This is a genomic window from Methyloversatilis sp. NSM2, from assembly GCF_038066675.1.
Taxonomy (GTDB): Bacteria; Pseudomonadota; Gammaproteobacteria; order Burkholderiales; family Rhodocyclaceae; genus Methyloversatilis; species Methyloversatilis discipulorum_A.
Window position 1 is genome coordinate 1,038,474 of the sequence record NZ_JBBUKV010000001.1, and the last position, 24,460, is coordinate 1,062,933.

Consider the following 24,460-nt stretch of genomic DNA (forward strand, 5'->3'; position numbering starts at 1 on the left):
AATCGGTGTCCGTTTCAGGGTCTGAAATAAGCCGGTATTTCGTCGGGCCGCCAGCGCCGCGGATGGGCCGACTGCACCGACTGTGACAGCACGCGGCAGAATTCGCTGCGTGCAATTTCACGTCCGCCCATGGACGCCAGGTGCGCGGTGTTCATCTGGCAGTCGATCAGCGCATAGCCCTGCGATTCAAGATAGCGTGCGAGATGCACCAGCGCAATCTTCGAGGTGTCGCGGGCGCGCGAGAACATCGATTCGCCGTAGAACATCTTCCCCAGCGCCAGACCGTAGAGGCCGCCCGCAAGTTCGCCATCGACCCAGGTTTCCACGCTGTGCGCCCAGCCCTGCATGTGCAGGGCGCCGTAGGCGGCGATCATGTGGTCGCTGATCCAGGTGCCGGCCTGGCCCTCGCGCGGTTCGGCACAGGCGCGCATGACCGCTTCGAAGGCGGTGTCGCAGCGGACTTCGTAAGGCCGGTTGCGCAGTACCTTGCGCATCGACGGCGTGACGCGGATCTCGGACGGTACCAGCACCATGCGCGGGTCCGGGCTCCACCACAGCACCGGCTGACCCTCGGAGAACCACGGGAAGATGCCTTGCCGGTAGGCGTCGAGGATGCGCTGCGGCGTCAGTTCGAGACCGGCCGCCAGCAACCCGTCCGGGTCACGCAGCGCCATATCGACCGGCGGAAACGGGTCGCCGGGTTCCAGCCAGGGAATCACGCCGCGCTGGACAGCGGTTCGGCTGCGGTCTCGGGGTGGCGGAAGGCCACCACGTGGTCGGCATCGAGACGGATGCCGATGAATTCGCCGATCGCGTGGTTGTGGTGCGACGGCACCAGCGACAGCACGCGGCGGCCAGAGCCGAGCCGCAGCGTGTACAGGAACTCGGCGCCGCGGAAGGACTTGCACAGCACTTCGGCGCGCAGCGGCGCGGCGTCGTCGTGCACCACGTCGTCCGGACGCAGCAGCACGTCGACCCGGTTGTCGGCGGCGCAGTGCGGACAGCCGTCGTCGCAGCGGAAGGGAAACTCGCTGCGCAGCACGCCCAGTTCCATTTCCACCTCGTGGTCGCCACGCAGCGTGCCGGGCAGAAACACGCCCTGACCGACGAAATCGGCGACGAAGCGGCTTTCCGGTTTGTGATAGAGGTTGTACGCGCTGTCCCACTGCAGCAGCCGGCCGCCCTGCATGACGCCGATCTCGTCGGCGATGGCGAAGGCTTCCTGCTGGTCGTGCGTGACCAGGATGGCGGTGATGCCGCGCGCCTTCAGGATGTCGCGCAGTTCGGTGGCCAGCCGGGTGCGCAGTTCGACGTCGAGGCTGGAGAAGGGCTCGTCGAGCAGCAGCAGTTCAGGGTCCGGTGCCAGCGCGCGGGCCAGCGCCACGCGCTGCTGCTGGCCGCCCGACAGCTGGTGCGGGTATTTGTCGGCGTGATCGGTCAGCCCGACCACTGCCAGCATTTCGTTGGCGCGCCCCCGCTTTTCGTCACGCGAACCGCTGCGCAGGCCGAAGGCGACGTTGTCGGCGACGCTCAGATGCGGGAACAGTGCGAAGTCCTGGAATACCATGCCGACGCGCCGCTGTTCCGGCGCCAGGTGCTGGCGGCTGGACGACACCGTGACACCGTTGATGTCGATGTGTCCCTCGCGCAGCCGCTCGAAGCCGGCGATGGCACGCAGCACCGTCGTCTTGCCGCAGCCCGAAGGGCCGAGCAGGCAGCCGATCTGGCCGCGTTCGAGACGCAGCGACAGGTCGCGGACCACTTCGGTGGTGCCGTACGCGATGCGCACGGATTCAAGCAGCAACTGTGACATGGACCGAAGTGTGGCGGAGGAGGCGGTACAAAAAGGTGATCCGGATCAAGATCGATAATCGCTCTCAATTATAATGCGCTTGCCGCTGCGTGAGCGTAACGGCCACCGATAACTCAAGCCGGGACAGCCGGCATGCCCCACTTGTCTGCCCGCCGTCTTCATCCCCTGTCGCTGATCGCTCTGCTGCTGGCGCTGCTGGTGGCTGCGCCGGTGCTGTCGGTGCTGTTCAACCTGTTCAGTGGCGGCACCGCAGACACCTGGGCGCACCTGGCGTCGACCGTGCTGCCGGACTACGTCGCCAGCACGCTGTGGCTGTGCCTTTGGGTCGGGCTGGGCACCGCAGTGATCGGCGTATCGACGGCCTGGGCCACCGTGATGTGGGAGTTCCCCGGCCGCCGCGTGCTGGAATGGGCCATGGTGTTGCCGCTGGCGACGCCGGCCTACGTGATGGCCTATACCTACACCGACCTGCTGCAGTTCGTCGGCCCGGTGCAGACGGCCTTGCGCGACACCTTCGGCTGGGAGCGCGGCGACTACTGGTTTCCGGACGTGCGCACCGTCGGCGGCGCCGCCTGCATGTTCATCGCCGTGCTCTATCCCTATGTGTATCTGCTGACGCGGCAGTCGCTGATCGAACGCGCCGCCGGGCTGAACGAGGCGGCGCGCATGCTGGGGCAGGGCGCATGGGAAGCCTTCTTCCGCGTCACGCTGCCGCTGGCGCGGCCGGCGATTGCCGCCGGCGTGTCGCTGGCGCTGATGGAAACGCTGGCCGATTACGGTGCGGTGAGCTATTTCGGCGTGCAGACCTTCACCACCGGCATCTACCGCGCCTGGTTCTCGCTCGGCGACCGCGTTGCCGCCGCCCAGCTGGCCGCACTGCTGCTCGGTTTCGTCGCCATGTTGCTGCTGGCCGAACGGCTGAGCCGTGGCGGCGCACGCTTTCATGACAGCGGTCGGGCCGGCGGCAGTGCGCGCCGTCATACGCTGCCACCCGCCGCCGGCTGGGGCGTTACCGTCGCCTGCGTACTGCCGCTGGCCGCGGGTTTCATCGTGCCGGGCGCCGTGTTGCTGAAATGGGCGTTTTCCGAGGGCGATGCGCAGTTCGGCGAGCGTTTCGTCGGGCTGGCGATCAACAGCTTCACGCTGGCCGCCGTCGCCAGCGTCTGTGCGGTGGCGCTTGCGTTGTTGCTCGCCTACGCGGTGCGTTCCAGCCGCTCGCGCCTGGTGGCGCTGGCACGCTCGGCCGTCGGTCTGGGCTACGCGGTACCGGGCGCGGTGATCGCGGTCGGCATCCTGATTCCGGTCACCCGCCTCGATCACCTGCTGTCCGGGCTGTGGCAGCAATGGACCGGCAGCAACCCCGGGCTGGTGCTGACCGGCGGCATCGCCGCGCTGGTGTATGCGTATCTGGCGCGCTTCCTGACGGTGTCGCTGCAGTCGGTCGAGTCGGGCCTGGCGCGCATTACGCCCAGCATGGACGAAGCGGCGCGCAGTCTCGGCCTCGGCGTCGGTGCAACCCTGCGCCGCGTGCACTGGCCGATGCTGCGTGGCAGCCTGCTGACCGCATCGCTGCTGGTATTCGTCGACGTGATGAAGGAGTTGCCGGCGACGCTGGTGATGCGGCCCTTCAACTTCGACACGCTGGCCACTCAGGCCTACACGCTGGCCAGCGACGAAAGATTGCAGGAAGCATCGACCGCCGCGCTCGCCATCGTCGCGGTTGGCCTGCTGCCGCTGATCGCGCTGTCTAGACAGATCGCACGATCGCGGCGGAATTGAGCAGGCGTAACACCCCTGTGGGAGCGCTCTTCTGACCGCGACGCGACCGCTGCTGCCCGCAGGCTTCGATACAGGTTGCTGTCGGGGTCAGAACACCCCTCCCACAGAACCCCGGCTCAGGTACAAGTCGTGGATCTAGCGCATCGTTCCTGTGGGAGCGGCCTTGGCCGCGACACGGCCTGTGCATGTCGCACGCTTTGATCACTCACGGCCGCTGTCGGGGTCAGAAGACCCCTCCCACAGAATCCTGGCGCGCTCAGTTCGTGGGCGGATCGACCGGTTCGTTCAGCACCAGCCAGTACAGACCGAGCTGACCAACCGCGTAGATGAACTTCTCGAAATCCACCGGCTTGCGGATATAGCTGTTGGCGCCGAGCTGGTAGGCCTCGTAGATGTCCTGCTGTTCACGCGAGGTCGTCAGGATGACGACCGGCAGCAGATTGGTACGCGCGTCGGCACGGACGCGGCGCAGCACTTCCAGGCCGTCTACGCGCGGCAGCTTCAGGTCGAGCAGGATGACCGCCGGCGCGACGGAAAGATCGCGGCCAGCGTGGTGGCCGGTGCCGAAGAGATAGTCGAGCGCTTCAACGCCGTCGCGGGCCACGACGACTTCGTTGGCGATGCGGTTCTTGTGAAAGGCTCGAAGCGTCAGCGCCTCGTCGTCGGGATTGTCTTCAACCAGCAGTATCGGGCGTTCGCTTGCCATAAAACCAGCCTGTCCAGGTCACCCGCATCACTGCGATGCGGGTTCCAGCGTGAAGAAGAAACTTGCTCCGCGTTCCACCTCGGCCTCGGCCCAGATCCGCCCGCCGTGCCTCTGCACGATGCGGTGAACGATGGCCAGACCGATGCCGCTGCCTGAAAACTCACCGACCGAGTGGAGTCGCTGGAAGGGGCCGAAGAGCTTTGTTGCGTATCGCATGTCAAAGCCCGCGCCGTCGTCCTTCACAAAATACACGAGCTCTCGACCATGCTGCAAGCAGCCGATTTCGATGCGGGCGGCGTCGTGGCGGCTGGTGAACTTCCATGCATTGCGCAACAGATTGTCGATCGCGATGCGCAAGAGGTTGGCGTCAGCATACACGCGCATCGACGGCTGGATGAGGAATTCTGCCCTGCGCTCGGGCTCGGTCCGGGCCAGGTCGGCGACCAGTTCCGAGGCCATCGCGCTGAGATCCACAACCTGCCGGTTCATTTCGTTGCGCGTGATGCGGGCGAGGCCGAGCAGGTCGTCGATCAGCCGGTGCATGCGCTGCGTGCCGGCGCGGATGCGCTGCAGGTAGTCGCGGCCGCGTTCGTCGAGTCGGTCGGCGTAATCCTCCTCGATCATTCGCGAGAAACCGTCGATGCCGCGCAGCGGTGCCGCCAGATCGTGCGATACCGAGTAACTGAAGCTTTCCAGTTCGCGCATCGCGGTGACCAGTTCGGCCGTGCGCTCGCGCACGCGCGTTTCCAGCTGCTGGTTCAGCGCCAGGACGCTGCGTTCGGCGTCCTTCTGCGCACGGATGTCCAGACCGGTGCCGAGCAGGTGCGGCAGACCATCCAGGTCGATGCGATACAGGCTGAAGGCGTGCGCCAGATGTTCGCCGCTCGCCGACAGCAGGTCGGCTTCGAAGGTGGCTTCGCGGTGTGTCAGGGCGCGCCGGGCCTGACGCCGCAGCAGCGGGTGGAATTCGGGCGGGAAGAGGTCGAGCGCCGGCTTGCCGATCAGATCAAGGGCGCGGTGACCGGTGACCGCCTGCAGGTTCTCGTTCCAGCGACGCAGCGCGCCGCGTGCGTCGAGCAGGAAGAAGGCGCCGGGCATGCTGCGCACCAGCGCTGCCGAGAAGTTCTCCTCGCGGCGTGCGGTGTCGAGCGCACGGCGACGGGCGGTGTCGTCGGAGAAGATCCAGATCGTTTCGCCCGCTTCGCCGGCGTCGCTGGCCAGCTGACGCACCGAAACGTAGGCGTGCAGCGGACTGCCGTCGCGCCGCTGCAGTGTCGTCTCCTGGGCGTAAGGCTGCGGCTTCACGCGCGCAGCGCCTTCGAGCAGGCGCGACAGCTCCATCTCGTCGCGGAAGAAGGGTTCCATCGTCTGCCCGATCAGCGCCCGGCGGTCGTGGCCGAAGATTTCCTGACAGCGCCGGTTGCAGTCGGCGATGCGGTCGTCGCGCACATAGACGATGGCTACCGGCACGTCGTCGAGCAGCGCCTGCTTTTCGGTTACCAGCGTGCGCACCGCCTGTTCGGCCAGCTTGCGCTCGGTGATGTCGGTGATCGAACCGGAGAAACGCAGCACCTTGCCCACCGTGTTGCGCGTCGCCAGACCGCGGTCGCGCACCCAAAGGTAGTGACCGTCCTCGTGCCGCATGCGGTACTCGATGTCGAACGATTCTCGCCGCAGGAAGTGCTCGTCGATCGCGTGCTGAAGCCGCGACAGGTCGTCCGGGTGCACGCGTTCGAGCAACTGCTCGTGCGTCTGCGGTTGCATGGACTGCGGCAGGCCGAGGATTTCGCTCAGTCGCGGCGACAGGAAGTAGCGGCCGGCGCCGATGTCCCAGTCCCAGGCGCCGTCGAAGGAACCGCGCACCGCGTGGAACAGCCGCGCCTCGCTTTCGCGCAGCGCGTCCAGCGTCATCCGCTCGCGTGTCACGTCCTCTATCGTGCCGGACACGTAGAGCGGCTTGCCGACGGCATCGTGATGGGCGCTCGCGCGCAGCCGGAACCAGCGGTAGGTGCCGTCGCGCACGCGCAGCCGGATCTGGTCGTCGCTGTGCGTCATTTCGCGCCCGAACAGCCGTTCGCGCGCGCGCCGGACGGTGCCGGCATCGTCCGGGTGGGTGGCAGCGCCCCAGTTGAACTGCTGCGCGAACGAGGCGTCGCCGCCGTAGCCGAGCAGGTCGGGGAAGCGATCGCTGTACCAGATCTGACCGGTCTGCAGATTCCATTCCCACTGCGCTTCGTCGTGCGCGCTGGCCACCCGCGCCAGACGTTCGGCTTCGGCGACGGCGTCGCGACGGCGCTGTTCGAGCGCCGAGCAGGCCGCCTCCAGCGCCTGCGCGAGCTTGCTGAGCGGATGCCCGGCTGGCAGTGCGACACGCCCCACCGGTTCGCCGCGCACCAGCGCCGTCGCCGCCGTCTCGACCGGACCGATGGCAGCGGCGACGCGTCGCCGCTCGGCGGTCCGGGCGCCCCACGCGACCAGCACGCAGAAGACGGCCAGCGCGCAGGCCGGCAGCAGTGTGGTCAGCAGCACCGGCAGCCCGGTGTCGCGCGCGGCGGCGATCGTCAGCGTACCGACGAGCACGTCGTCGACGCGCAGACTGCCCTCGGCGCGCAGCATGAGCGCGCTGTCGTCGGTGACTGAGGGCGGCAGATCGACCAGCAGTTCGCCCTTCGCGTCGCGCAGGCTGGCTTCCGTCAGCAGGCCGCGGTCGTGCGCCTCCGAAAGGATGCGGCGCAGTTCGGGCGTCTGCCGCGCCTGCAGTGGCGCCATCAGCGTGTGCGTAAGTTCCGCGTGAACGGCCCGCAGATCGCCGCGTGCCGACAGGCTGGCCAGGCCGAGCGAAATCATCAGCACGAAAAAGCCAAGCGCGATCGCCTGCCAGCTCGTAGCGGACAGGCGGTGCGAACGGCGATGCGGTGTGGCGTCGGCCGGAGGCGCTTCGATGCCGCTCATTGCTCCAGATCTTCTGCCCGCAGCAGGAATACGGGAGCAGTGGCCGAGTCGGTGTCGAGCCAGACCAGCGGCAGGTCGGGCAGCGCGGCTTCGGTTTCGGCCTGGTTGCGACCGACCTCGACCAGCAGCAGACCGCCCGGGTTCAGGTGGCGGCCCGCTTCGGCGACGATGCGGCGCACGATGTCCATGCCGTCGGCACCGGCGCCGAGCGCCATCTCCGGTTCGCGACGGAATTCGTCCGGCAGCGCGGCCATGGCCGCTTCGGTTACGTAGGGCGGATTGGAAATGATGAGGTCGTAGCGACGGTCGGCCACCGGTTCGAACAGGTCGCCGTGCAGCACTTCGACGCGGTCGCGCAGCGCGTGGTCGTGGATGTTGAGCTGGGCCACCTTGAGCGCGTCGGCCGACAGATCGACGGCATCGACCCGCGCGTCCTGGAAGAAGTGCGCGGCAGCGATCGCCAGGCAGCCGGAACCGGTGCACAGGTCGAGAATGCGCTCCGGTTCGCCCATATCGTCCAGCCACGGCGCGAAGCCGTCCTGCATCAGTTCGAAGATGTGCGAGCGCGGAATGATGACGCGCGGATCGACGCGGAAGCGGAAGGGGCCGAGCCAGGCCTCGCCGGTGATGTAGGCGGCCGGCTCGCGTTCTTCGCAGCGGCGTTCGGTCACGCGCATCAGGCGCTCGCATTCGTCCACCGTCAGCGCGGCGTCGAGGAAGGGCTCCAGACGGTCCAGCGGCAGGTGCAGCGTGTGCAGCACCAGATAGACGGCTTCGTCCCAGGCATCGACGAAACCCTGGCCGAAGGCGACTTCGGCAGCGCCCATGCGGCTCACCATGTAGCGCACCCAGTCGCGCACCGACATCAGTTCTTCCGGCGGCACCGTTTTCTTCGCGGGTGCCTTGTCGCTGGTCTTGAGCTTCATGCTGTGTTTCCTTGACCGAGCAGCCGGTCGAGCAGGTTTTCGTAGATGCGCGACAGCGGCTCGATATCGGCTACCGCCACGCATTCATTCAGTTTGTGGATGGTGGCGTTGCTCGGGCCGATCTCGACCACCTGGGCGCAGATGTCGGCGATGAAGCGACCGTCGGAAGTGCCACCGGTGGTCGACAGTTCGGTGGTCAGCCCGGTGACGTCGCGGATGGCAGCTTCTGCCGCATCGACCAGCGTGCCGCGCGGCGTGAGGTAGGGCTTGCCGCCCAGTGTCCAGACGATGTCGTGCTCGACGCCGTGCCGGTCGAGTACGTCAATCAGCCGCGCTTTCAGCGATTCCGGCGTGCTGGCGGTCGAGAAGCGGAAGTTGAACAGCACTTCCAGCGTGCCCGGAATGACGTTGGTCGCGCCGGTGCCGCCCTTGATGTTGGAAATCTGCCAGCTGGTCGGCGGGAAGTATTCGTTGCCCTCGTCCCAGCAGATGGCAGCGAGTTCAGCCAGCGCCGGGCCGAACATGTGGATCGGGTTCTTCGCCAGATGCGGATAGGCGATATGTCCCTGCACGCCCTTGACCGTGAGCTTGCCCGACAGCGAACCGCGGCGGCCGTTCTTGATCATGTCGCCGAGTTTCGTCACCGAAGTGGGTTCGCCGACCACGCAGTAATCGAGCTTCTCGCCGCGCGCGGCAAGCCGCTCGACCACACGGACGGTACCGTCGATGGCGTCGCCTTCTTCATCGGAGGTGAGCAGGAAGGCGATCGAGCCAGCGTGATCGGGCACGCGGGCGACGAAGCGTTCGGTGGACGTGACGAAGGCCGCCAGCGAGGCCTTCATGTCGGCTGCACCGCGTCCGTACAGCATGCCGTCGCGCACGACTGGTTCGAACGGGTCGCTGTTCCACTGATCGAGCGGACCGGTCGGCACCACGTCGGTGTGACCGGCGAAGCAGAACAGCGGGCCGGCGGTGCCGCGGCGGGCCCAAAGATTCGATACGCCGCCGGCGTCGATGCGTTCAAGCGTGAATCCGGCTGCGGCAAGCCGGGTACCTATTGTTTCGAGACAGCCGCCGTCGACCGGCGTGACCGAACGGGTGGAAATGAGCTGCCGGGTGAGCTCAAGGGTTGCTTCTGACATCGGGGAAAATCCGGGTAGATCGGACAGGGCGGTCAGCGGCCGCCCTCGTCGAGGTTGAGCGAGAACTCGGCGAATGAAGCGCCGCTCGGCTCTGTCGATTCGAGGTCGCGCAGTTCCGGGTCGGGCGCATCGACCTTGGGTGCTTCGGTCACGCCGAACTGCGAATTGTTGATCAGCCAGGACAGATTGGTCGGCGAGTCGGAATTCGACAGCGCTTCGTCGAGCGTGATTTCGCCCTCGCGATAAAGGCGGAACAGGTCCTGCTCGAAGGTTTGCGAACCGGGCGCCATGCTGCGCTCCATCGCTTCCTTGACGCTGTTGACCTCGCCGCGCTCGACCAGCTCGGAAATGTAGCGGGTGTTCAGCAGCACTTCGACCGCCGGCATGCGCCGACCGTCCGGCTTGCGCACCAGGCGCTGCGAAATGATGCCCTTCAGCGTGACCGACAGGTCGAGGAAGAGCAGCGGGCGGCTGTCCAGCGGGAAGAAATTGACGATGCGGTTCAGCGCGTGGTGCGCGTTATTGGCGTGCAGCGTGGCCAGGCAGAGGTGGCCGGTCTGCGCGTAGGCGAGGGCGGCCTGCATCGTTTCGACGTCGCGGATTTCGCCGATCAGGATGCAGTCCGGCGCCTGGCGCATCGCGTTCTTCAGCGCCGGCGCCCAGCCCTCGGTGTCCATGCCGATCTCGCGCTGGTTCACGATCGATTTCTTGTGCTTGAACAGGTACTCGATCGGATCCTCGACCGTCAGGATGTGGCCCGACTTGTTGGCATTGCGATGGTCGATCATCGCCGCCATCGTCGTCGACTTGCCGGAACCGGTGGCGCCGACGACCAGGATGAGCCCGCGCTTCTCCATGATCAGCTCGGTCAGCACCGGCGGCAGGCCCAGCGTGTCGAGCGGCGGAATGTCGCCGAGGATGTAGCGCACCACCATGGCGATGCTGCCGCGCTGCCAGAACATGTTGACCCGGAAATTGCCGAGGTCGCGCCGGCCAAAGGACAGATTCAGTTCGCGCGTCTTCTCGAACTTCTGCTGCTGCTCGTCGCTGAGCATTTCGTAGGCCATGCGCTGGATCGTTTCCGGATCCATCACGCGCTGGTTGATCGGCACCGTGGTGCCCTGGATCTTGATCGCGATCGGCGCGCCGGCCGAAATGAAGATGTCGGAGGCGTTCTTGTCCGCCATGACCTGGAACAGCTTGTCGAGAATCACGGCGGGCCTCCGACGGCAGCGACTTCAGTGGATCAGTAAGGGCTCAGGCGCGCAGCAGTTCGTTGATGCTGGTCTTGGCGCGCGTCTGCGCGTCGACCCGCTTCACGATGACCGCGCAGTACAGGCTGTACTTGCCGTCGGCCGACGGCAGGTTGCCGGACACGACGACCGAACCTTCGGGCACCCGGCCGTACATCACCTCACCGGTGGCGCGGTCATAGATCTTGGTGCTCTGGCCGATGTACACGCCCATCGAGATGACGCAGTTGTCCTCGACGATGACGCCTTCGACCACTTCGGAACGGGCGCCGATGAAGCAGTTGTCGCCGATGATGGTCGGGTTGGCCTGCACCGGCTCCAGCACGCCGCCGATGCCGACGCCGCCCGACAGGTGCACGTTCTTGCCGATCTGCGCGCAGGAACCGACGGTGGCCCAGGTGTCGACCATGGTGCCCTCACCGACGTAGGCGCCGATGTTCACGTAGGACGGCATCAGCACCGCGTTCTTCGCGATGAAGGCGCCGCGGCGCACGGTGGCCGGCGGCACGACGCGGAAGCCGCCGGCACGGAAGGCCGCTTCGTCGTAGCCGGCGAACTTCATCGGCACCTTGTCGTAATAGCGCGTTTCGGCGCCGTCCATGACGACATTGTCCTGCATGCGGAAGGACAGCAGCACCGCCTTCTTGATCCACTGGTGGGTGACCCACTCGCCGTCGATGCGCTCGGCGACGCGCAGTGCGCCGCTGTCCAGCTGCGAGAGGACGAAGTCGATAGCTTCGCGCACCTCGGCCGGCGCATTGGTCGGCGAGTACTGGGTGCGGTTTTCGAAGGCGGTTTCGATGATCTGCTGTGCGGCCTGCATGGAGGGTGTCCCGTAAGTTTTATGGTGTGGAGGGTAGTGGCGCCGCGGCTCAGAGCGCGCGGCAGAACTGCACGATGCGTTCGGCGGCCTCGATGCACTCGCCGGCGGGTGCCACCAGCGCGATGCGGACGAAGCCAGCCCCCGGGTTGATGCCGTGGGCGTTGCGGGCAAGGTAGCTGCCCGGCAAAACCGCAACATTATATTCGGCGAGCAGCCGGCGGGCGAATTCGGCGTCGTCGATCGGCGTGCGCACCCACAGGTAGAAGCTGGCGTCCGGCAGCGGCGAATCCATGACCGAGGCGATCAGCGGCTGCACCGCGTCGAACTTGGCGCGGTACTGGTCGCGGTTGTCGCGCACGTGCGCTTCGTCCTGCCAGGCCGCGATGCTGGCGCGCTGCACCGCCAGCCCCATCGCGCTGCCGTGGTAGGTGCGGTAGAGCAGGAAGCGCTTGAGCAGGCGGGCGTCGCCGGCGACGAAGCCGGAGCGCAGGCCCGGCACGTTGGAGCGCTTTGACAGGCTGGAAAACACCACCAGCCGCTCGAATGCGCTGCGGCCCAGCTCCTGTGCGGCCTGCAGGCCGCCGAGCGGCGGGGCTGCCTCGTCGAAATAGATTTCCGAATAGCACTCGTCGGAGGCGATGACGAAGCCGTGGCGGTCGGCCAGTTCGAACAGCGTGCGCCACTCGTCCAGCGTCATCACCTTGCCGCAGGGATTGGCCGGCGAGCACACGTAGACGAGTTGTACGCCAGCCCAGTCCGCCTCCGGGATGCGGTCGAAATTGCAGGCGAAGCGGTCGTCCGGCAGCTGGTTGTAGAAGGCGATCCGGGCGCCGGCCAGCAGGGCCGCGCCTTCGTAGATCTGATAGAAGGGATTGGGCGCCAGCACCTTGGCGTCCGGCCGGCTGGCGTCGATCACGCACTGCGCGAACGAGAACAGCGCCTCACGCGAACCATTCACCGGCAGCACCTGGGTCGCCGCATTCACGGCAGGCAGACCGTAGCGGCGCTGCAGCCAGGCCGCGATACACTCGCGCAGCGCGTCGATGCCGGCCGTGGTCGGATAGACCGCGAGGCCGTCCAGCGCACCGGTCAGCGCGTCCTTGATCAGCTGAGGCGTGGCATGCTGCGGCTCGCCGATCGACAGGCGCACCAGCGGCAGATCGGCCGGACCGGTCACGCCGGCGGTCAGTTCCTTCAGTCTTTCAAAGGGATAGGGTTGGAGCAGAGACAGATGGGGCGTGACGGGCAGGGTGTCGTTCAGCATGAAAGTCAGCAGTTTCGGTCCTTGAAGCCGGTGACGCCGACCGCGGCGCCCGGAAACGCATAAGTATACGTCCCGATGCTCACTTCCCGCCGGCCGTCTTCACGGCTGCTGCCCTCGGTCGCGCTGCTCGCCGGCGCCGTCATCTGGGGCCTCATCTGGTACCCCTACCGCGTCATAGAAGCCGCCGGCATGGGCGGCGTCACCGCCACCTTCATCACCTACGGTCTCGCCTTCCTGTTCGGCCTGATCCCGTTGTGGCCGGTACTGCGCCGCACCCGGCCCAGCTTCTGGCTGGTCGCGCTGGCGCTGGCGGCGGCCGGCACCAATCTGGGCTATGTGCTGGGCACCCTGGACGGCGTGGTGATGCGCGTGCTGCTGCTGTTCTACCTGTCGCCGCTGTGGACCGTGCTGCTGTCGCGCCTGCTGCTGGGCGAACGGCTGAGCCGGGCAGGCGCCGGTGTGATCGCGCTGTCGCTGGCCGGCGCCTTCGTCATGCTGTGGCGGCCGGAACTGGGCCTGCCCTGGCCGCAGGGCTCGGCCGAGTGGATGGGCCTGGGCGCCGGCGTCTGCTTCGCGCTCGCCAACGTGCTCATCCGCCGCACCGTCCACATCGAGATCGAGCAAAAAGTGATGGCCGTCTTCCTCGGCGTCATCGCCGTCGCGCCCGTCGCCGCCTGGCTGCGCGGCGAAGCCCCGCTGCAGCAGTTCGCCGCCATCGGCGCCGACACCTGGCTGCTGCTGGCGCTGATCGGCGGCGTGCTGCTGCTGGTCAACCTGGTGGTGCAGTACGGCATCACCTTCCTCAGCGCCAACGCCGCGATCGCGCTCTTCCTGTTCGAACTGGTGGTCGCCGCGATTTCGTCCTGGTGGCTGGCCGGTGAGGTGATGGGGCTGAAGGAGTGGATAGGCGGCGCGATGATCATCGCGGCCAGCCTGTTTTCGGGGCATCTGGAGGCGCCGGGTGAGCAGACGGCTCCGGGCGGCGAACCGGTCAGCCTGCGCTGATTACCGGCAGCGGGTGCGAGTCAGCCGGGCCAGTTATCGCTGGCAAGCGCATCCTGAGGGTGTCGGGCGCCTGATGGGCCCGGTCCGGCACGCGCGCTAAGTCGCCGATCGCGTGGCGGCCCCGGCGGCGGCTCGATCCGCCGCTGCCAGGCAGCCCGCGCTCCTAGAGGTGAAAATCGCCCGCCGCCTCCGGCTGGTAAAGCACGCGCTCTATCTGGATGCGCCGGGTGCGGTGCGGCGTTCGCCAGTCGATGGCATCGCCCTCGCGATAACCCAGGATGGCGGTGCCGATGCTTGAGCACACCGACAGCTTGCCGTCGCTGCCGTCCGCGTCCTCCGGATAGACCAGGGCCACTTCCATTTCCTCGTCGTCCAGATTCAGCACGGCACGGGAGTTCATCGTGACCACGTCCCGTTTCACCTGTTGCGGCTCGACCACGATGGCGCGTTCGATCTCGTGTTCCAGATCGACCACGTCTGCCTCGTCTTCCAGCGCGATCAGGGTGCGCAGCCGGCTCTGGTCGATCTCGGTGATGTAGATGCCGGACGGATCGTTGGCCGTGTCCTCGCGCAGGCGCTGCAGATAGCGCTCCCAGCTCATGGCGAATGACTTCAGCATCGGTGTCTCGCTTTCGAGCACGAAGCCGCAGCGCAGGAAGGCCTTCAGCGAGCGCGTGTTGTCCGCGTGAATCCTTGCGATCAGCTTCTCGGCGCGCATGTCGAAGAAGGCGAGCTTCATGCCTTCGCGCAGCGCACTGGCGCCCAGCCTGCGGCCCCAGTTTTCGCGGTCTCCGATGACCAGCACGATTTCGCAGTCCGCGCCGTTCTTGACGAGGCGGACGAAGCCCACCGGCCGGTCGTCCCGGTCGCAGGCCATGAAGAAGCGGCCGCCCTGGTTGAACAGATGGGTCAGGACGGGCAGTTGCACCCGGCTGACGACCTGTTCGATGTGGCGGGAGACATGACGCGAATCGCTCAGGTAGCGGATGACGTTTTCGTCCTCCAGCCAGTCCATCAGATTCAGCGCATTTGCCCGGGTGATCTCCGGGCACAGAGAAATGAAAGGCTTGCTCATTTTCACCCCATTCGATTTCAAGGATGAAAGCCTTCCATGGTCAGTGCCATGACGGTTCTTTCGACTGAGGCGTCATCTTAAGGCAGTGGGCACGAACGGGCCAGTTCGCGCGCCGCGGCGGGCACAGCTTGCCTCAGGCAGAAGGACCGATGTCCGTGCTGTCGCGTCATGCGCGGCGAGGGAGCCGTAAGGTCGCTTTTCACGCGTTCGCAAGAATGCGTGAATTGGTACGGATGTAACAGGTGTTGCACTGCACAAGATACGACTTTTGGCCTAGCATGAAATCGTTACCTTCGTGTGGATCGAGCGATGCAACGCGATACCGAAGAAATCTACCCACTCGGCTGCAAGCGCAAGGTGGCGGGCGAGTACCGGGTGCATTACTACGGCTACTGGATCAAGATCTATGAGCCGCCCGCTGACTCGCTGTCGGCGAAGAAGAAGCTGATCGAGGCCTTGACCCGGCGCCTGTTCAACCATGTCGAGCACGGCATCAACATTCCGGGCTCCCGGCTGACCGAAGCACGCGCCGCCTACGATGCCGAACAGGATCCGGCGCTCAAGCGGGTCAAGGGCGGCATGCTCGCCGGGGCGCTGTTCAACCGTGCGACGGACATTTTCACGAGGCTGGTCGAACTGCAGGCGGCGGGCGTCGAGATCGACAGCGACAACGGCCTGATGCGCGAGTGCGGCCGCTGTCTTCAGGAAGCGCTGGAGCTCGGGCGCTCGGTGCGGCATCGCAGCGGCGAAGAAGGCATCGACGAAATGTGGGGCGAGCCGTTCAAGGCATTTTCGGTGCCGGTCGAGTCGTTCTACGAAAGCCGCTACATCAAGATCGCACTCACCATGCGCGATATCGACCTGATCGCTGGCGAGCTGTGCGACACCTTCGGCAATCGCCCGCGCTTCAAGGGGATTTTCGACCTTGTCGTGAGCTTCGCCGATGCAGCCAAGATCAAGACGGAAACCTTGCGCACGGACAAGTCCATCTTCGATGTCTGGGCCAGCTTCGCGGTGTCGGCTGAACAACTGCTCGCCTTCGTGCCGGACGATGCGGACTGTACGGATGCCGAACGGCGCGATCTTGATCTGGGTGTGCGCCTGATCCGTCAGGGCACGGAACTGCTGAGCGACATCACGCGGGCACGGGTGCCGATGCCCAAGAGCACGCGCGACTTCGTCGCGCGTTGTGCCGACTACCGCTTGCGCGCGCCGTCCTGTTGATGTGATCGCCAAGGCAGGCGCGGACGTGATCGCCGGAGCACCGCCGCGAAACCGCCGTCGTGCCCGGTGTGGTGCCCGATCATGCAATGAGCCACAACGGACGCGCTGAAACCGGCCGGCTGCTGCAGGACTGACCGACCGTATCGATGTGCGCGGCATGGCGTTTGCCGCCCGGCCGTGCCCACCCGGTCAAAGCCGGAGAGCGGGGGGCGATGCTATCATTCGCGCCAATCCGGCCATTCCCGGCCTCATCTGCCCGACTCTGCCCCGCCCGCCGCCGACCCGTGCGACTGTCCAAGCTCAAACTCGCCGGTTTCAAGACCTTCGTCGATCCGACCACCATACAGATGCCCGGCCAGCTGGTCGGCGTGGTGGGGCCGAACGGCTGTGGCAAATCCAACATCATCGACGCGGTGCGCTGGGTGCTCGGCGAGTCGCGCGCGTCCGCCTTGCGCGGCGACGCGATGACCGACGTCATTTTCAACGGCTCGGGTACGCGCAAGCCGGTGGGCCGGGCCAGCGTCGAACTGGTGTTCGATAACGCGCAGGGCAGGGCGGCCGGGCAGTGGTCGCAGTACGCCGAGATCGCGGTCAAGCGGGTGCTGGAACGCGACGGCCAGTCGGATTACTTCATCAACAACACCCGCGTGCGCCGGCGCGACGTGATCGACGTGTTCCTCGGTACCGGCCTGGGCCCGCGCGCCTACGCCATCATCGAGCAGGGCATGATCACCCGCATCATCGAGGCGCGGCCGGAAGAGCTGCGCGCCTTCCTCGAAGAGGCGGCGGGCATTACCAAGTACCGCGAGCGGCGCAAGGAAACCCAGGGCCGGCTCGACGACGCGCGCGACAACCTGGTGCGGCTGGACGATATCGTCGGCGAACTGGGCACGCGTATCGAACGACTGCAGAAGCAGGCCGAGATCGCCGCCCGCTATACCGACATGAACCGCCGCCTGTCCGAGCGGCAGGCGCTGCTGTGGGCGATGAAGCAGCGTTCGGCAGCGGCCGAGGCCGACGCGCTGACGCTGGAAGCCGGCCGCATCGAGAACGACATCGAGCGTGAGACCGCGGCCCTGCGCCACCACGAGGCGGCGCTGGAGCGCATCCGCACCGAACATTTCGCCAGTTCCGAGGCGGTGCACGCGGCCCAGGCCGAACTGCTGACCGCCAATGCCGAAGCCAGTCGACTCGAAGACGACCTGAAGCGCGCCGCCGAGAACCGGCACAAGCTTGAAGCGCGCATCGCCCAGCTCGAAGCCGAGGTCGCGAACTGGCGCGCGCGCATCGAGGCGATCGAAACCGACACCGGCCGCTGGACCGAACTGGCTGAGCACGCGGCGCACCGCATCGAACAGGCGGAAGCGCGTCACGAAACGACCAGCGCGCTGCTGCCCGAAGCGGAAGCCGCCTTCCAGGAAGCCGAGCAGCAGGCCAATCTTGCGCGGCGCGAACTGGCCGCGGTCGAGCAGCAGCTCAAGGTCGAGGAAACCCACCGTGCCAACGCCGGCCGCACGCTCAATTCGCTGGCTGGCCGGCGCGAGCGCATCGCGCACGACGAGGCGCAGCTGATCGAGCCAGACCGCGAGGCGCTGGCGCAGGCACAGGACAAGCTCGAATCGCTGCAGATGGCGCAGGAGGCGGCGCAGCAGCGTCTGCAGGCGGCGCAGAACGCGGTGCCGCAACTACAGGCGCAGGTGCGTAACGCGCAGGACGCCGAACGTGCAGCCACGCGGACGCTGACCGAAACGCGCGCCCGTCGCGACGCGCTGGTCGAGCTGCAGCGCAAGACGCAGACCGACGGCAAGCTCGCCCCCTGGCTGACCGCCCTCGGCCTGCAGGACGCGAAGCCGCTTTGGCAGTCGCTGCAGGTCGATGCCGGCTGGGAACTGGCGGTCGAAGCGGTGCTGCGCGAGCGGCTGGGCGCGCTCGAGGCGGCGTCGGCGGATACGCTGGCCTCTGCCTGCGCGGCCGGTGCGGCACCGCAGAACCTGACGCTCGCCCTCCCCGGCAGCGATGCCCGTGCGGACGTCGGCGCCGACAGCCTGCGCCATCGCGTGCGCGCCCACGACGCGCGCTGGGACGCACTGCTCGATCTGTGGCTGGGCCCGGTCGCCGCCGTCGAGTCGCTCGATTTCAGTGTTGGCGGCCTGCGCGTGGACCGGGAAGGCCGTGTCGCGCAGGGCGCCTCGCTGACGCTGTACGCGCCGGACGCACGTACGCACGGCGTGCTCGAACGCGCGCGCGACATCGACCGTCTCGCCGAGGAGATCGAACTCGCCGACGCCCAGCTCGCCGAATCGCGCGAGGCGCTGCGCGAAGCCGAGGCGGCGCTGGCCGGCGCACACGAGGAACAGGCCGCGGCGCGGCGCGAACAGCAGTCGCTGACGCAGGCCGCGCACAGCGCCCAGGTCGAGCAGATCAAGCTGGCGCAGGCGGTGTCGCGCTTCGACGAACAGAAAGCGGCGCTGGCGCGCGATCGCGCCGAAGTCGATCAGGCCGAGCAGACCGAGCGCGCGCACCTGGAACGTGCCGACGCCGAGATCGAGCGCGCGCGCGAACTGATCGAGGTGCAGCGCATGCGGCTCGACGCCGCGACCGAGGCGCAGAAGAACGCCGACAGCCAGTTGCGCGAGGCGCGTTTCGCCGATCAGGCGGCGGCGCGCGAACTGCAGGAGGCGAATTTCTCGCAGCGCGAATGCACGAGCCGCCTGACCGATCTGGCGAACAACCTCGCGGTGGCCCGGACCCAGCTCGAAAATGCCGAACTGGAGCGCGCGCTGCGCAGCGACGAATTCGCGCAGATCGACGAAGGCAGCATAGACAGCCGGCTGCAGCAGGTGCTGGACAACCGCCGGGCGCGCGAACAGGTGCTGGCCACCTGCCGCGACGCGCAGGAAGTGCTGGCCGCCCAGCTGCGCGAGCTCGAATCGCAGCGCGCCAACACCGAACACCTGCTGGCGCCGGCGCGCGAGCGGCTGGCCGAACTGAAGCTGAAGCAGCAGGCGGCCGCGCTGAATGCCGAACAGTACGCGCAGCGCCTGGGCGAGATCGAATTGCCGGAAGGCCGGCTCGATGCGCTGCTGGCCGAGGGCGAGGCAGAGAAGGTGCGCGAGGGCGCACTGACGGCCGAAATCAGCCGCCTGACGCGGGAAATCGCAGCACTCGGCGCGGTGAACCTCGCCGCGCTGGAAGAGCTGGCGCAGGCGAATGAGCGCAAGGGTTATCTCGATGCGCAGTCGACCGATCTGCGCGATGCCATCGCCACGCTGGAAGACGCCATCCGCCGCATGGACCGCGACACGCGCGCCCTGCTCAAGGAGACGTATGATCGCGTCAATACCGAGTTCGGCCGCATCTTCCCGGAACTGTTCGGTGGCGGTGAGGCCCGACTGGTCATGACCGGCGACGAGATTCTGGATGCTGGCCTGCAGGTGTTCGCGCAGCCGCCGGGCAAGCGCAATGCGTCGATCCAGCTGCTGTCCGGTGGCGAGAAGGCGCTGACCGCGACGGCGCTGGTGTTTGCCTTCTTCCAGCTCAATCCGGCGCCGTTCTGCATGCTGGACGAGGTCGATGCACCGCTGGACGACACGAATACCGAACGCTTCTGCGAAATGGTGAAGCGCATGTCCGCTTCGACGCAGTTCGTGTTCATCAGTCACAACAAGATCACGATGGAAATGGCGCAACAGCTGGTCGGCGTCACCATGCAGGAGCGCGGCTGTTCGCGCGTGGTCGAGGTCGATATGGAAGCGGCGCTGAAGCTGCGCGACGAAGCGCTCAGCGTCTGAACGGATAAAGGGATACGGATTCATGCAACTGACTGAACTGCAGATGGGGCTGATCGCGCTCGGCGTGGTCGGTGTCGGCGCCGTGATCGGCTACAACCTGTGGCAGGAAAGACGCCACCGCCGCACCGCCGAGCGCGCACTCGGCGACGCCCAGCCCGACGTGCTGATCGATCCGCTGCACCAGCCGTCGCGCCGCGTCGAACCGACGCTGGATTTCGACCTGGGCAGCGACCTCGCAAGCGACACGCCGGTCGAGCCGGCGATCGATCTGCCGACCGACGAGCCGCTGAGCGCCGCGGCTGACGACACCGTGCAGCTTGCCCCGCAGCGCGAGCCGGTGCTCAAGGCGGCGCCGGCAGACGACGCGCCGGCGTGGGCCGATGCCAAGGTCGAAGAAGTCATCGTCGTCGAACTGGAAGCGCCGATTGCGGCGACCGAATTCCAGCGCGCCTGGAGCGAGCTGACGCGTCAGGTCGACACCGGCCTGCGCCTGCGCGGCCGCGACGACCAGGCGGGCCGCTGGCTTGAATTGACGCCGGACACCGCCGGCAATCTGTCGCGCATCGAAATGGCGGTGCAGCTCGCCGATCGCCGCGGCCCGCTCGGCGAGGCGTCGCTGTCGGCGTTGGCGCACGCGCTGCAGGCCGTCGCCGACCGCTTCCTCGCCGTCGTGCATTTCCCCGACGCGCGCGATCTGCTGGCCCGTGCGCGTGAGCTCGACAGTTTCGCCGCGTCCGTCGACGTGCAGATCGGCCTCAACCTGGTGGCCGGTGAGCACCCGATTTCCGGCACCAAGCTGCGCGGTCTGGCCGAAGCGCAGGGCTTCGCGCTCGATAACGGCCTGTTCCGCGCGCGCGACGATGCCGGCGCGACGATCTACACGCTGGGCAACCTCGATGCCGCCGAGTTCATTGCCGAAACGATGAAGAACCTGCAGACGCCGGGCGTGACGCTGCTGCTCGACGTGCCCACGGTTGCCGACGGCGCACGCAACTTCGACCGCATGGTCACCCTGGCCGAACAGTTCGCGCACGCGCTCGGCGCCCGCGTGGTCGATGACAACCGGCAGCCGCTGTCGCCGGCTTCGCTCGGCGTGATCCGCGGCAAGATCGCCGAATTCCAGACCCGCATGACGCAGTTCGGCGTTGCGCCGGGCAGCGCGTCGGCGCGCCGCCTGTTCAGCTGATGGACGCGGTTGTCCTTGCGCGCGCAGCCGAGCTGCGCGCGCAGATCACCCGTCACGACCGCCTCTACTACGAACTCGACGCTCCGGAAATTCCGGACGCGGAATACGACCGCCTGTTTCGTGAACTGCAGGCGCTGGAAGCCGAGTACCCGGCGCTGCGCACCGCGGATTCGCCGACGCAGCGCGTCGGCGGCAAGCCGCTCGACAGCTTCGCGCCGGTGCGACACGTCGTGCCCATGCTGTCCATACGCACCGAAACCGATACCGAGGCGAGCGGCGCGCTGAACTTCGATGCCCGCGTAAGGCGCGAACTTGGACTGACCGAGGAGGCGCCGCTGGTCGACTATGCCGCCGAACTGAAGTTCGACGGCCTGGCCATCAATCTGCGCTATGAGAATGGCGTACTGGTGCTCGCAGCCACCCGGGGTGACGGCGAGACCGGCGAGGACGTGACGCAGAACGTGCGCACCATCCGCGATGTGCCCCTGGCGCTGACACCGCTTCCGACCACAGGCCAGCCCTCGCTGTTCGACTCACCCGGCCTGCCCGAGGTGCTGGAAGTGCGCGGCGAGGTCTATATGCGGCGCGACGACTTCGACGCCTTCAATGCACGCGCCATCGAGGCGGGCGAAAAGACGCTGGTGAATCCGCGCAACGGCGCGGCCGGCAGCATCCGCCAGCTCGACCCGGCGATTGCCGCGAAGAGGCCTTTGTCCTTCTACGCCTACGGCCTCGGCGAAGTGCGTGGCTGGGCGCTGCCCGACACCCACGCGGGTGTGCTCGACGCGCTGGCCGCCTTCGGCCTGCCGGTCAGCGAACACCGCGCGGTGTGCAGCGGCGGCGAGGCGCTGGCCGTGTTCCACGCGCGCATTGCGGAGGCGCGGCCGACGTTGCCTTTCGACATCGACGGCGTGGTCTACAAGGTGAACAGCCTGGCCTTGCAGCAGCGCATGGGTTTCGTCACCCGCGAGCCGCGCTGGGCGGTGGCGCACAAGTACCCGGCACAGGAAGCGCTGACCACGGTGCAGGACATCGAGGTGCAGGTCGGCCGCACCGGCAAGCTCACGCCGGTGGCGCGGCTGGCGCCGGTGTTCGTCGGTGGCGTCACGGTGACCAATGCGACGCTGCACAACGAATCGGAAATCCGGCGCAAGGACGTGCACGTGGGCGACACCGTCATCGTGCGCCGTGCCGGCGACGTGATTCCGGAAGTCGTGTCGGTGCTGTCGGACAGACGGCCGGCGGATGCGCGGGCATTCTCAATGCCCAGCCACTGTCCGGTCTGCGGTTCGGACGTGGTGCGTGAAGAAGGCGAGGTCGATCATCGCTGCACCGGGGGCTTGTACTGTTCGGCGCAGCGCAAGCAGGCGCTGCTGCATTTCGCGCAGCGTCGCGCGATGGACATCGAAGGGCTGGGTGACAAGCTGGTCGAGCAACTGGTGGATGGCGGACTGATCCGCAGCCTGCCTGACCTCTACCGGCTGGGCGTGCTCAAGCTGGCCGAACTGGACCGCATGGCGGTCAAGTCGGCGGAAAACCTGGTGACCGCACTGGAACAGTCCAAGCGCACCACGCTGGGGCGCTTCCTGTTCGGTCTGGGCATCCGCCACGTCGGCGAGGCGACCGCCAAGGATCTGGCGCGCCACCTCGGCAGCATGGATCGCATCATGGACGCTTCCGTCGAGGAACTGGCACAGGTGCCTGACGTCGGTCCGGTGGTCGCGGCCAGCATCCACACCTTCTTCGCGCAGCCGCACAACCGCGAGGTGGTCGAGCAGCTGCGCGCCTGCGGCATCGTCTGGGAAGAGGGCGAAGCACAGGTGGCGAGCGGTCCGCTGGTCGGCAAGACCGTGGTGCTCACCGGCACGCTGCCCACGCTTTCGCGCGATCAGGCCAAGGACTTGCTTGAGGCTGCTGGCGCGAAAGTGGCCGGCAGCGTGTCGAAAAAGACCGATTTCGTGGTGGCTGGCACGGACGCCGGTTCCAAGCTCACAAAAGCGCAAGAACTGGGCATTAATATTCTCGATGAATCCGGGCTCATGTCGATGCTCGAGAAAAGGGAGCCTTAGAACGATGAAATCCGTACGCAAAGCTGTATTTCCCGTCGCCGGCCTGGGCAGCCGATTCCTGCCCGCCACCAAGGCCAACCCGAAGGAAATGCTGCCGGTGGTCGACAAGCCGCTGATCCAGTACGCCGTCGAAGAAGCCGTGGCCGCCGGCTGCACCGACCTCATCTTCATCACCGGTCGCACCAAGCGCTCGATCGCCGACCATTTCGACAAGGCCTACGAGCTCGAACACGAACTCGAGATGAAGAAGAAGCATGACCTGCTGGCGCTGTGCAACACGGTGCCCAAGCATGTGAACTGCATCTACATCCGCCAGTCGGAACCGCTTGGCCTGGGCCACGCCGTGCTGTGCGCGGCGCCGGTCGTCGGTGACGAGCCGTTCGCCGTGCTGCTGGCCGACGACCTGATCGACGGCGAGCCGCCCATCCTGAAGCAGATGACGGACATCTTCGACCGTTTCGGCCGCTCCATCCTCGGCGTGCAGCAGGTGCCGCGCAGCCAGACCGGCAGCTACGGCATCGTTAGTACCGACGCCGACGTCGGCGGACTGTACGGCGTGACCGGCATCGTCGAGAAGCCGAAGCCCGAAGTGGCGCCGTCCACGCTGGCGGTGGTCGGCCGCTACGTGCTGACGCCGCGCATTTTCGATCACCTGCGCGCGATCACGCCGGGCGCCGGCGGCGAACTGCAGCTGACTGACGCCATCGCCGCGCTGCTGAAGGAAGAGGCGGTGCTGGCCTATCCGTTCAAGGGCACCCGCTACGACTGCGGCTCCAAGCTGGGCTATCTGCAGGCCACCGTCGCACTGGCGCGCAAGCATCCGGAAGTCGGCGCAGCATTCACCGCCTGGATGGACGCGCAGGAAGTGTCGCGCGAAGAGATTTCGCGCGAAGCCGACGCAGCGTGAGTCGCCTGGCCGACACGCAGGCACTGCTTGAAGGTGCCGACCTGATCTGTTCTGCTGCCGAAGTCGAGGCGGCGGTCGATCGGGTCGCGCAGGAGATCACGGCGGCGGTCGGCGACAGCTATCCGCTGCTGCTGTCGGTGATGGGCGGCGCGGTGGTATTTACCGGCAACCTGCTGCCCAAGCTCGCCTTTCCGCTCGACTTCGACTATCTGCATGTCACCCGCTACGGCGACGAGACCTCGGGCGGCGAACTGCGCTGGATCAACGAGCCGCGCACGCCGCTGGTCGGCCGCACCGTGCTCGTGCTCGACGACATCCTCGACGAGGGCATCACGCTGGCGGCGATCCGCCAGCACATCCTGTCCAAGGGCGCGACGCGTTGCCTGACCGCCGTGTTCTCGGACAAGCAGATCGGTCGCGCCAAGCCGATCACCGCCGACTTCACCGGGCTGCAGCTGCCCAACCGCTACGTGTTCGGCTACGGCATGGACGTGCGCGGTGCGTGGCGCAATCTGCCGGCCATCTACGCACTGAAGGACTAGGGC

Annotated in this window: 18 protein-coding genes; 8 read left to right on the plus strand and 10 right to left on the minus strand. The window is 67.0% G+C overall.

Annotation, left to right across the window (positions count from 1 at the left end):
• Positions 1-14 precede the first annotated feature (14 nt).
• A complete protein-coding gene (aat, locus tag WJU27_RS04640; protein ID WP_341421283.1) occupies positions 15-719 on the minus strand; it encodes a leucyl/phenylalanyl-tRNA--protein transferase in 705 nt (234 codons plus the stop codon).
• Positions 716-1,813, minus strand: a complete 1,098-nt coding sequence (locus tag WJU27_RS21005) for an ABC transporter ATP-binding protein (protein WP_425761950.1) — start codon at positions 1,811-1,813, stop codon at positions 716-718. Before WJU27_RS21005 ends, aat begins: the two co-directional genes overlap by 4 nt.
• Before the next feature lie 132 nt (positions 1,814-1,945).
• On the opposite strand from WJU27_RS21005, the gene WJU27_RS04655 reads away from it, so the two are divergent.
• Entirely contained in the window at positions 1,946-3,592 is a 1,647-nt protein-coding gene (locus WJU27_RS04655) for an ABC transporter permease (RefSeq protein WP_341421284.1), read from the plus strand.
• 256 nt (positions 3,593-3,848) lie between these two features.
• On the opposite strand, the gene WJU27_RS04660 is transcribed toward WJU27_RS04655, so the two are convergent.
• The 7 genes from WJU27_RS04660 to dapC are packed head-to-tail and all read right to left on the minus strand — an operon-like array spanning position 3,849 to position 12,658.
• Positions 3,849-4,298 (minus strand): response regulator, encoded by a 450-nt coding sequence (locus WJU27_RS04660; protein ID WP_019918178.1) that lies wholly within the window; start codon positions 4,296-4,298, stop codon positions 3,849-3,851.
• Positions 4,299-4,325: 27 nt separating this feature from the next.
• A complete protein-coding gene (locus WJU27_RS04665; protein WP_341421285.1) occupies positions 4,326-7,250 on the minus strand; it encodes a PAS domain-containing sensor histidine kinase in 2,925 nt (974 codons plus the stop codon).
• Positions 7,247-8,176, minus strand: coding sequence for a 50S ribosomal protein L3 N(5)-glutamine methyltransferase (prmB, locus tag WJU27_RS04670; RefSeq protein WP_341421286.1), 930 nt, complete (start codon positions 8,174-8,176; stop codon positions 7,247-7,249). Before prmB ends, WJU27_RS04665 begins: the two co-directional genes overlap by 4 nt.
• Positions 8,173-9,318 carry a succinyl-diaminopimelate desuccinylase gene (gene dapE, locus WJU27_RS04675; protein ID WP_341421287.1) on the minus strand — a complete coding sequence of 382 codons (1,146 nt, stop codon included), beginning with the start codon at positions 9,316-9,318 and terminating at the stop codon, positions 8,173-8,175. Before dapE ends, prmB begins: the two co-directional genes overlap by 4 nt.
• A gap of 32 nt (positions 9,319-9,350) precedes the next feature.
• Positions 9,351-10,532 (minus strand): PilT/PilU family type 4a pilus ATPase, encoded by a 1,182-nt coding sequence (locus tag WJU27_RS04680; protein ID WP_020164779.1) that lies wholly within the window; start codon positions 10,530-10,532, stop codon positions 9,351-9,353.
• Positions 10,533-10,575: 43 nt separating this feature from the next.
• A complete protein-coding gene (dapD, locus tag WJU27_RS04685; RefSeq protein WP_019918184.1) occupies positions 10,576-11,394 on the minus strand; it encodes a 2,3,4,5-tetrahydropyridine-2,6-dicarboxylate N-succinyltransferase in 819 nt (272 codons plus the stop codon).
• 49 nt (positions 11,395-11,443) lie between these two features.
• Complete coding sequence (dapC, locus tag WJU27_RS04690) at positions 11,444-12,658, minus strand: succinyldiaminopimelate transaminase (RefSeq protein WP_341421288.1); 1,215 nt, start codon at positions 12,656-12,658, stop codon at positions 11,444-11,446.
• A gap of 75 nt (positions 12,659-12,733) precedes the next feature.
• Here dapC and WJU27_RS04695 point away from each other — a divergent pair, with 75 nt between their 5' ends.
• Positions 12,734-13,663, plus strand: a complete 930-nt coding sequence (locus WJU27_RS04695) for a DMT family transporter (RefSeq protein ID WP_341421289.1) — start codon at positions 12,734-12,736, stop codon at positions 13,661-13,663.
• Positions 13,664-13,826: 163 nt separating this feature from the next.
• Here the strand turns inward: WJU27_RS04695 and WJU27_RS04700 are convergent, their stop codons facing one another.
• The gene (locus WJU27_RS04700; RefSeq protein ID WP_341421290.1) at positions 13,827-14,738 is read right to left on the minus strand and encodes a bifunctional GNAT family N-acetyltransferase/nucleoside diphosphate kinase regulator; all 912 of its coding nucleotides are present in this window, start codon (positions 14,736-14,738) and stop codon (positions 13,827-13,829) included.
• A gap of 309 nt (positions 14,739-15,047) precedes the next feature.
• Here WJU27_RS04700 and WJU27_RS04705 point away from each other — a divergent pair, with 309 nt between their 5' ends.
• From WJU27_RS04705 to WJU27_RS04730, 6 genes are all read left to right on the plus strand, one after another.
• Positions 15,048-15,962: a hypothetical protein gene (locus WJU27_RS04705; RefSeq protein WP_341421291.1), complete on the plus strand. Its 915-nt coding sequence runs from the start codon at positions 15,048-15,050 to the stop codon at positions 15,960-15,962.
• Between the two features lie 284 nt (positions 15,963-16,246).
• Complete coding sequence (gene smc, locus WJU27_RS04710; RefSeq protein ID WP_020164774.1) at positions 16,247-19,753, plus strand: chromosome segregation protein SMC; 3,507 nt, start codon at positions 16,247-16,249, stop codon at positions 19,751-19,753.
• Between the two features lie 22 nt (positions 19,754-19,775).
• Complete coding sequence (locus WJU27_RS04715) at positions 19,776-20,939, plus strand: cell division protein ZipA C-terminal FtsZ-binding domain-containing protein (RefSeq protein WP_341421292.1); 1,164 nt, start codon at positions 19,776-19,778, stop codon at positions 20,937-20,939.
• Positions 20,939-23,008 carry an NAD-dependent DNA ligase LigA gene (gene ligA, locus WJU27_RS04720; protein WP_341421293.1) on the plus strand — a complete coding sequence of 690 codons (2,070 nt, stop codon included), beginning with the start codon at positions 20,939-20,941 and terminating at the stop codon, positions 23,006-23,008. Before WJU27_RS04715 ends, ligA begins: the two co-directional genes overlap by 1 nt.
• A gap of 4 nt (positions 23,009-23,012) precedes the next feature.
• Complete coding sequence (galU, locus tag WJU27_RS04725; RefSeq protein WP_020164771.1) at positions 23,013-23,915, plus strand: UTP--glucose-1-phosphate uridylyltransferase GalU; 903 nt, start codon at positions 23,013-23,015, stop codon at positions 23,913-23,915.
• Positions 23,912-24,457 (plus strand): hypoxanthine-guanine phosphoribosyltransferase, encoded by a 546-nt coding sequence (locus WJU27_RS04730; RefSeq protein ID WP_020164770.1) that lies wholly within the window; start codon positions 23,912-23,914, stop codon positions 24,455-24,457. Before galU ends, WJU27_RS04730 begins: the two co-directional genes overlap by 4 nt.
• The last annotated feature ends 3 nt before the right edge of the window (positions 24,458-24,460 follow it).

Coding starts and splice junctions, on each gene's coding strand:
- WJU27_RS04660 (WP_019918178.1), bottom strand. CDS start 4,298: ATGGCAAGCGAACGCCCGATACTGCTGGTTGAAGACAATCCCGACGAC.
- prmB (WP_341421286.1), bottom strand. CDS start 8,176: ATGAAGCTCAAGACCAGCGACAAGGCACCCGCGAAGAAAACGGTGCCG.
- galU (WP_020164771.1), top strand. CDS start 23,013: ATGAAATCCGTACGCAAAGCTGTATTTCCCGTCGCCGGCCTGGGCAGC.
- WJU27_RS21005 (WP_425761950.1), bottom strand. CDS start 1,813: ATGTCACAGTTGCTGCTTGAATCCGTGCGCATCGCGTACGGCACCACC.
- WJU27_RS04665 (WP_341421285.1), bottom strand. CDS start 7,250: ATGAGCGGCATCGAAGCGCCTCCGGCCGACGCCACACCGCATCGCCGT.
- WJU27_RS04655 (WP_341421284.1), top strand. CDS start 1,946: ATGCCCCACTTGTCTGCCCGCCGTCTTCATCCCCTGTCGCTGATCGCT.
- dapE (WP_341421287.1), bottom strand. CDS start 9,318: ATGTCAGAAGCAACCCTTGAGCTCACCCGGCAGCTCATTTCCACCCGT.
- WJU27_RS04700 (WP_341421290.1), bottom strand. CDS start 14,738: ATGAGCAAGCCTTTCATTTCTCTGTGCCCGGAGATCACCCGGGCAAAT.
- WJU27_RS04695 (WP_341421289.1), top strand. CDS start 12,734: ATGCTCACTTCCCGCCGGCCGTCTTCACGGCTGCTGCCCTCGGTCGCG.
- dapC (WP_341421288.1), bottom strand. CDS start 12,658: ATGCTGAACGACACCCTGCCCGTCACGCCCCATCTGTCTCTGCTCCAA.
- dapD (WP_019918184.1), bottom strand. CDS start 11,394: ATGCAGGCCGCACAGCAGATCATCGAAACCGCCTTCGAAAACCGCACC.
- WJU27_RS04715 (WP_341421292.1), top strand. CDS start 19,776: ATGCAACTGACTGAACTGCAGATGGGGCTGATCGCGCTCGGCGTGGTC.
- ligA (WP_341421293.1), top strand. CDS start 20,939: ATGGACGCGGTTGTCCTTGCGCGCGCAGCCGAGCTGCGCGCGCAGATC.
- WJU27_RS04705 (WP_341421291.1), top strand. CDS start 15,048: ATGCAACGCGATACCGAAGAAATCTACCCACTCGGCTGCAAGCGCAAG.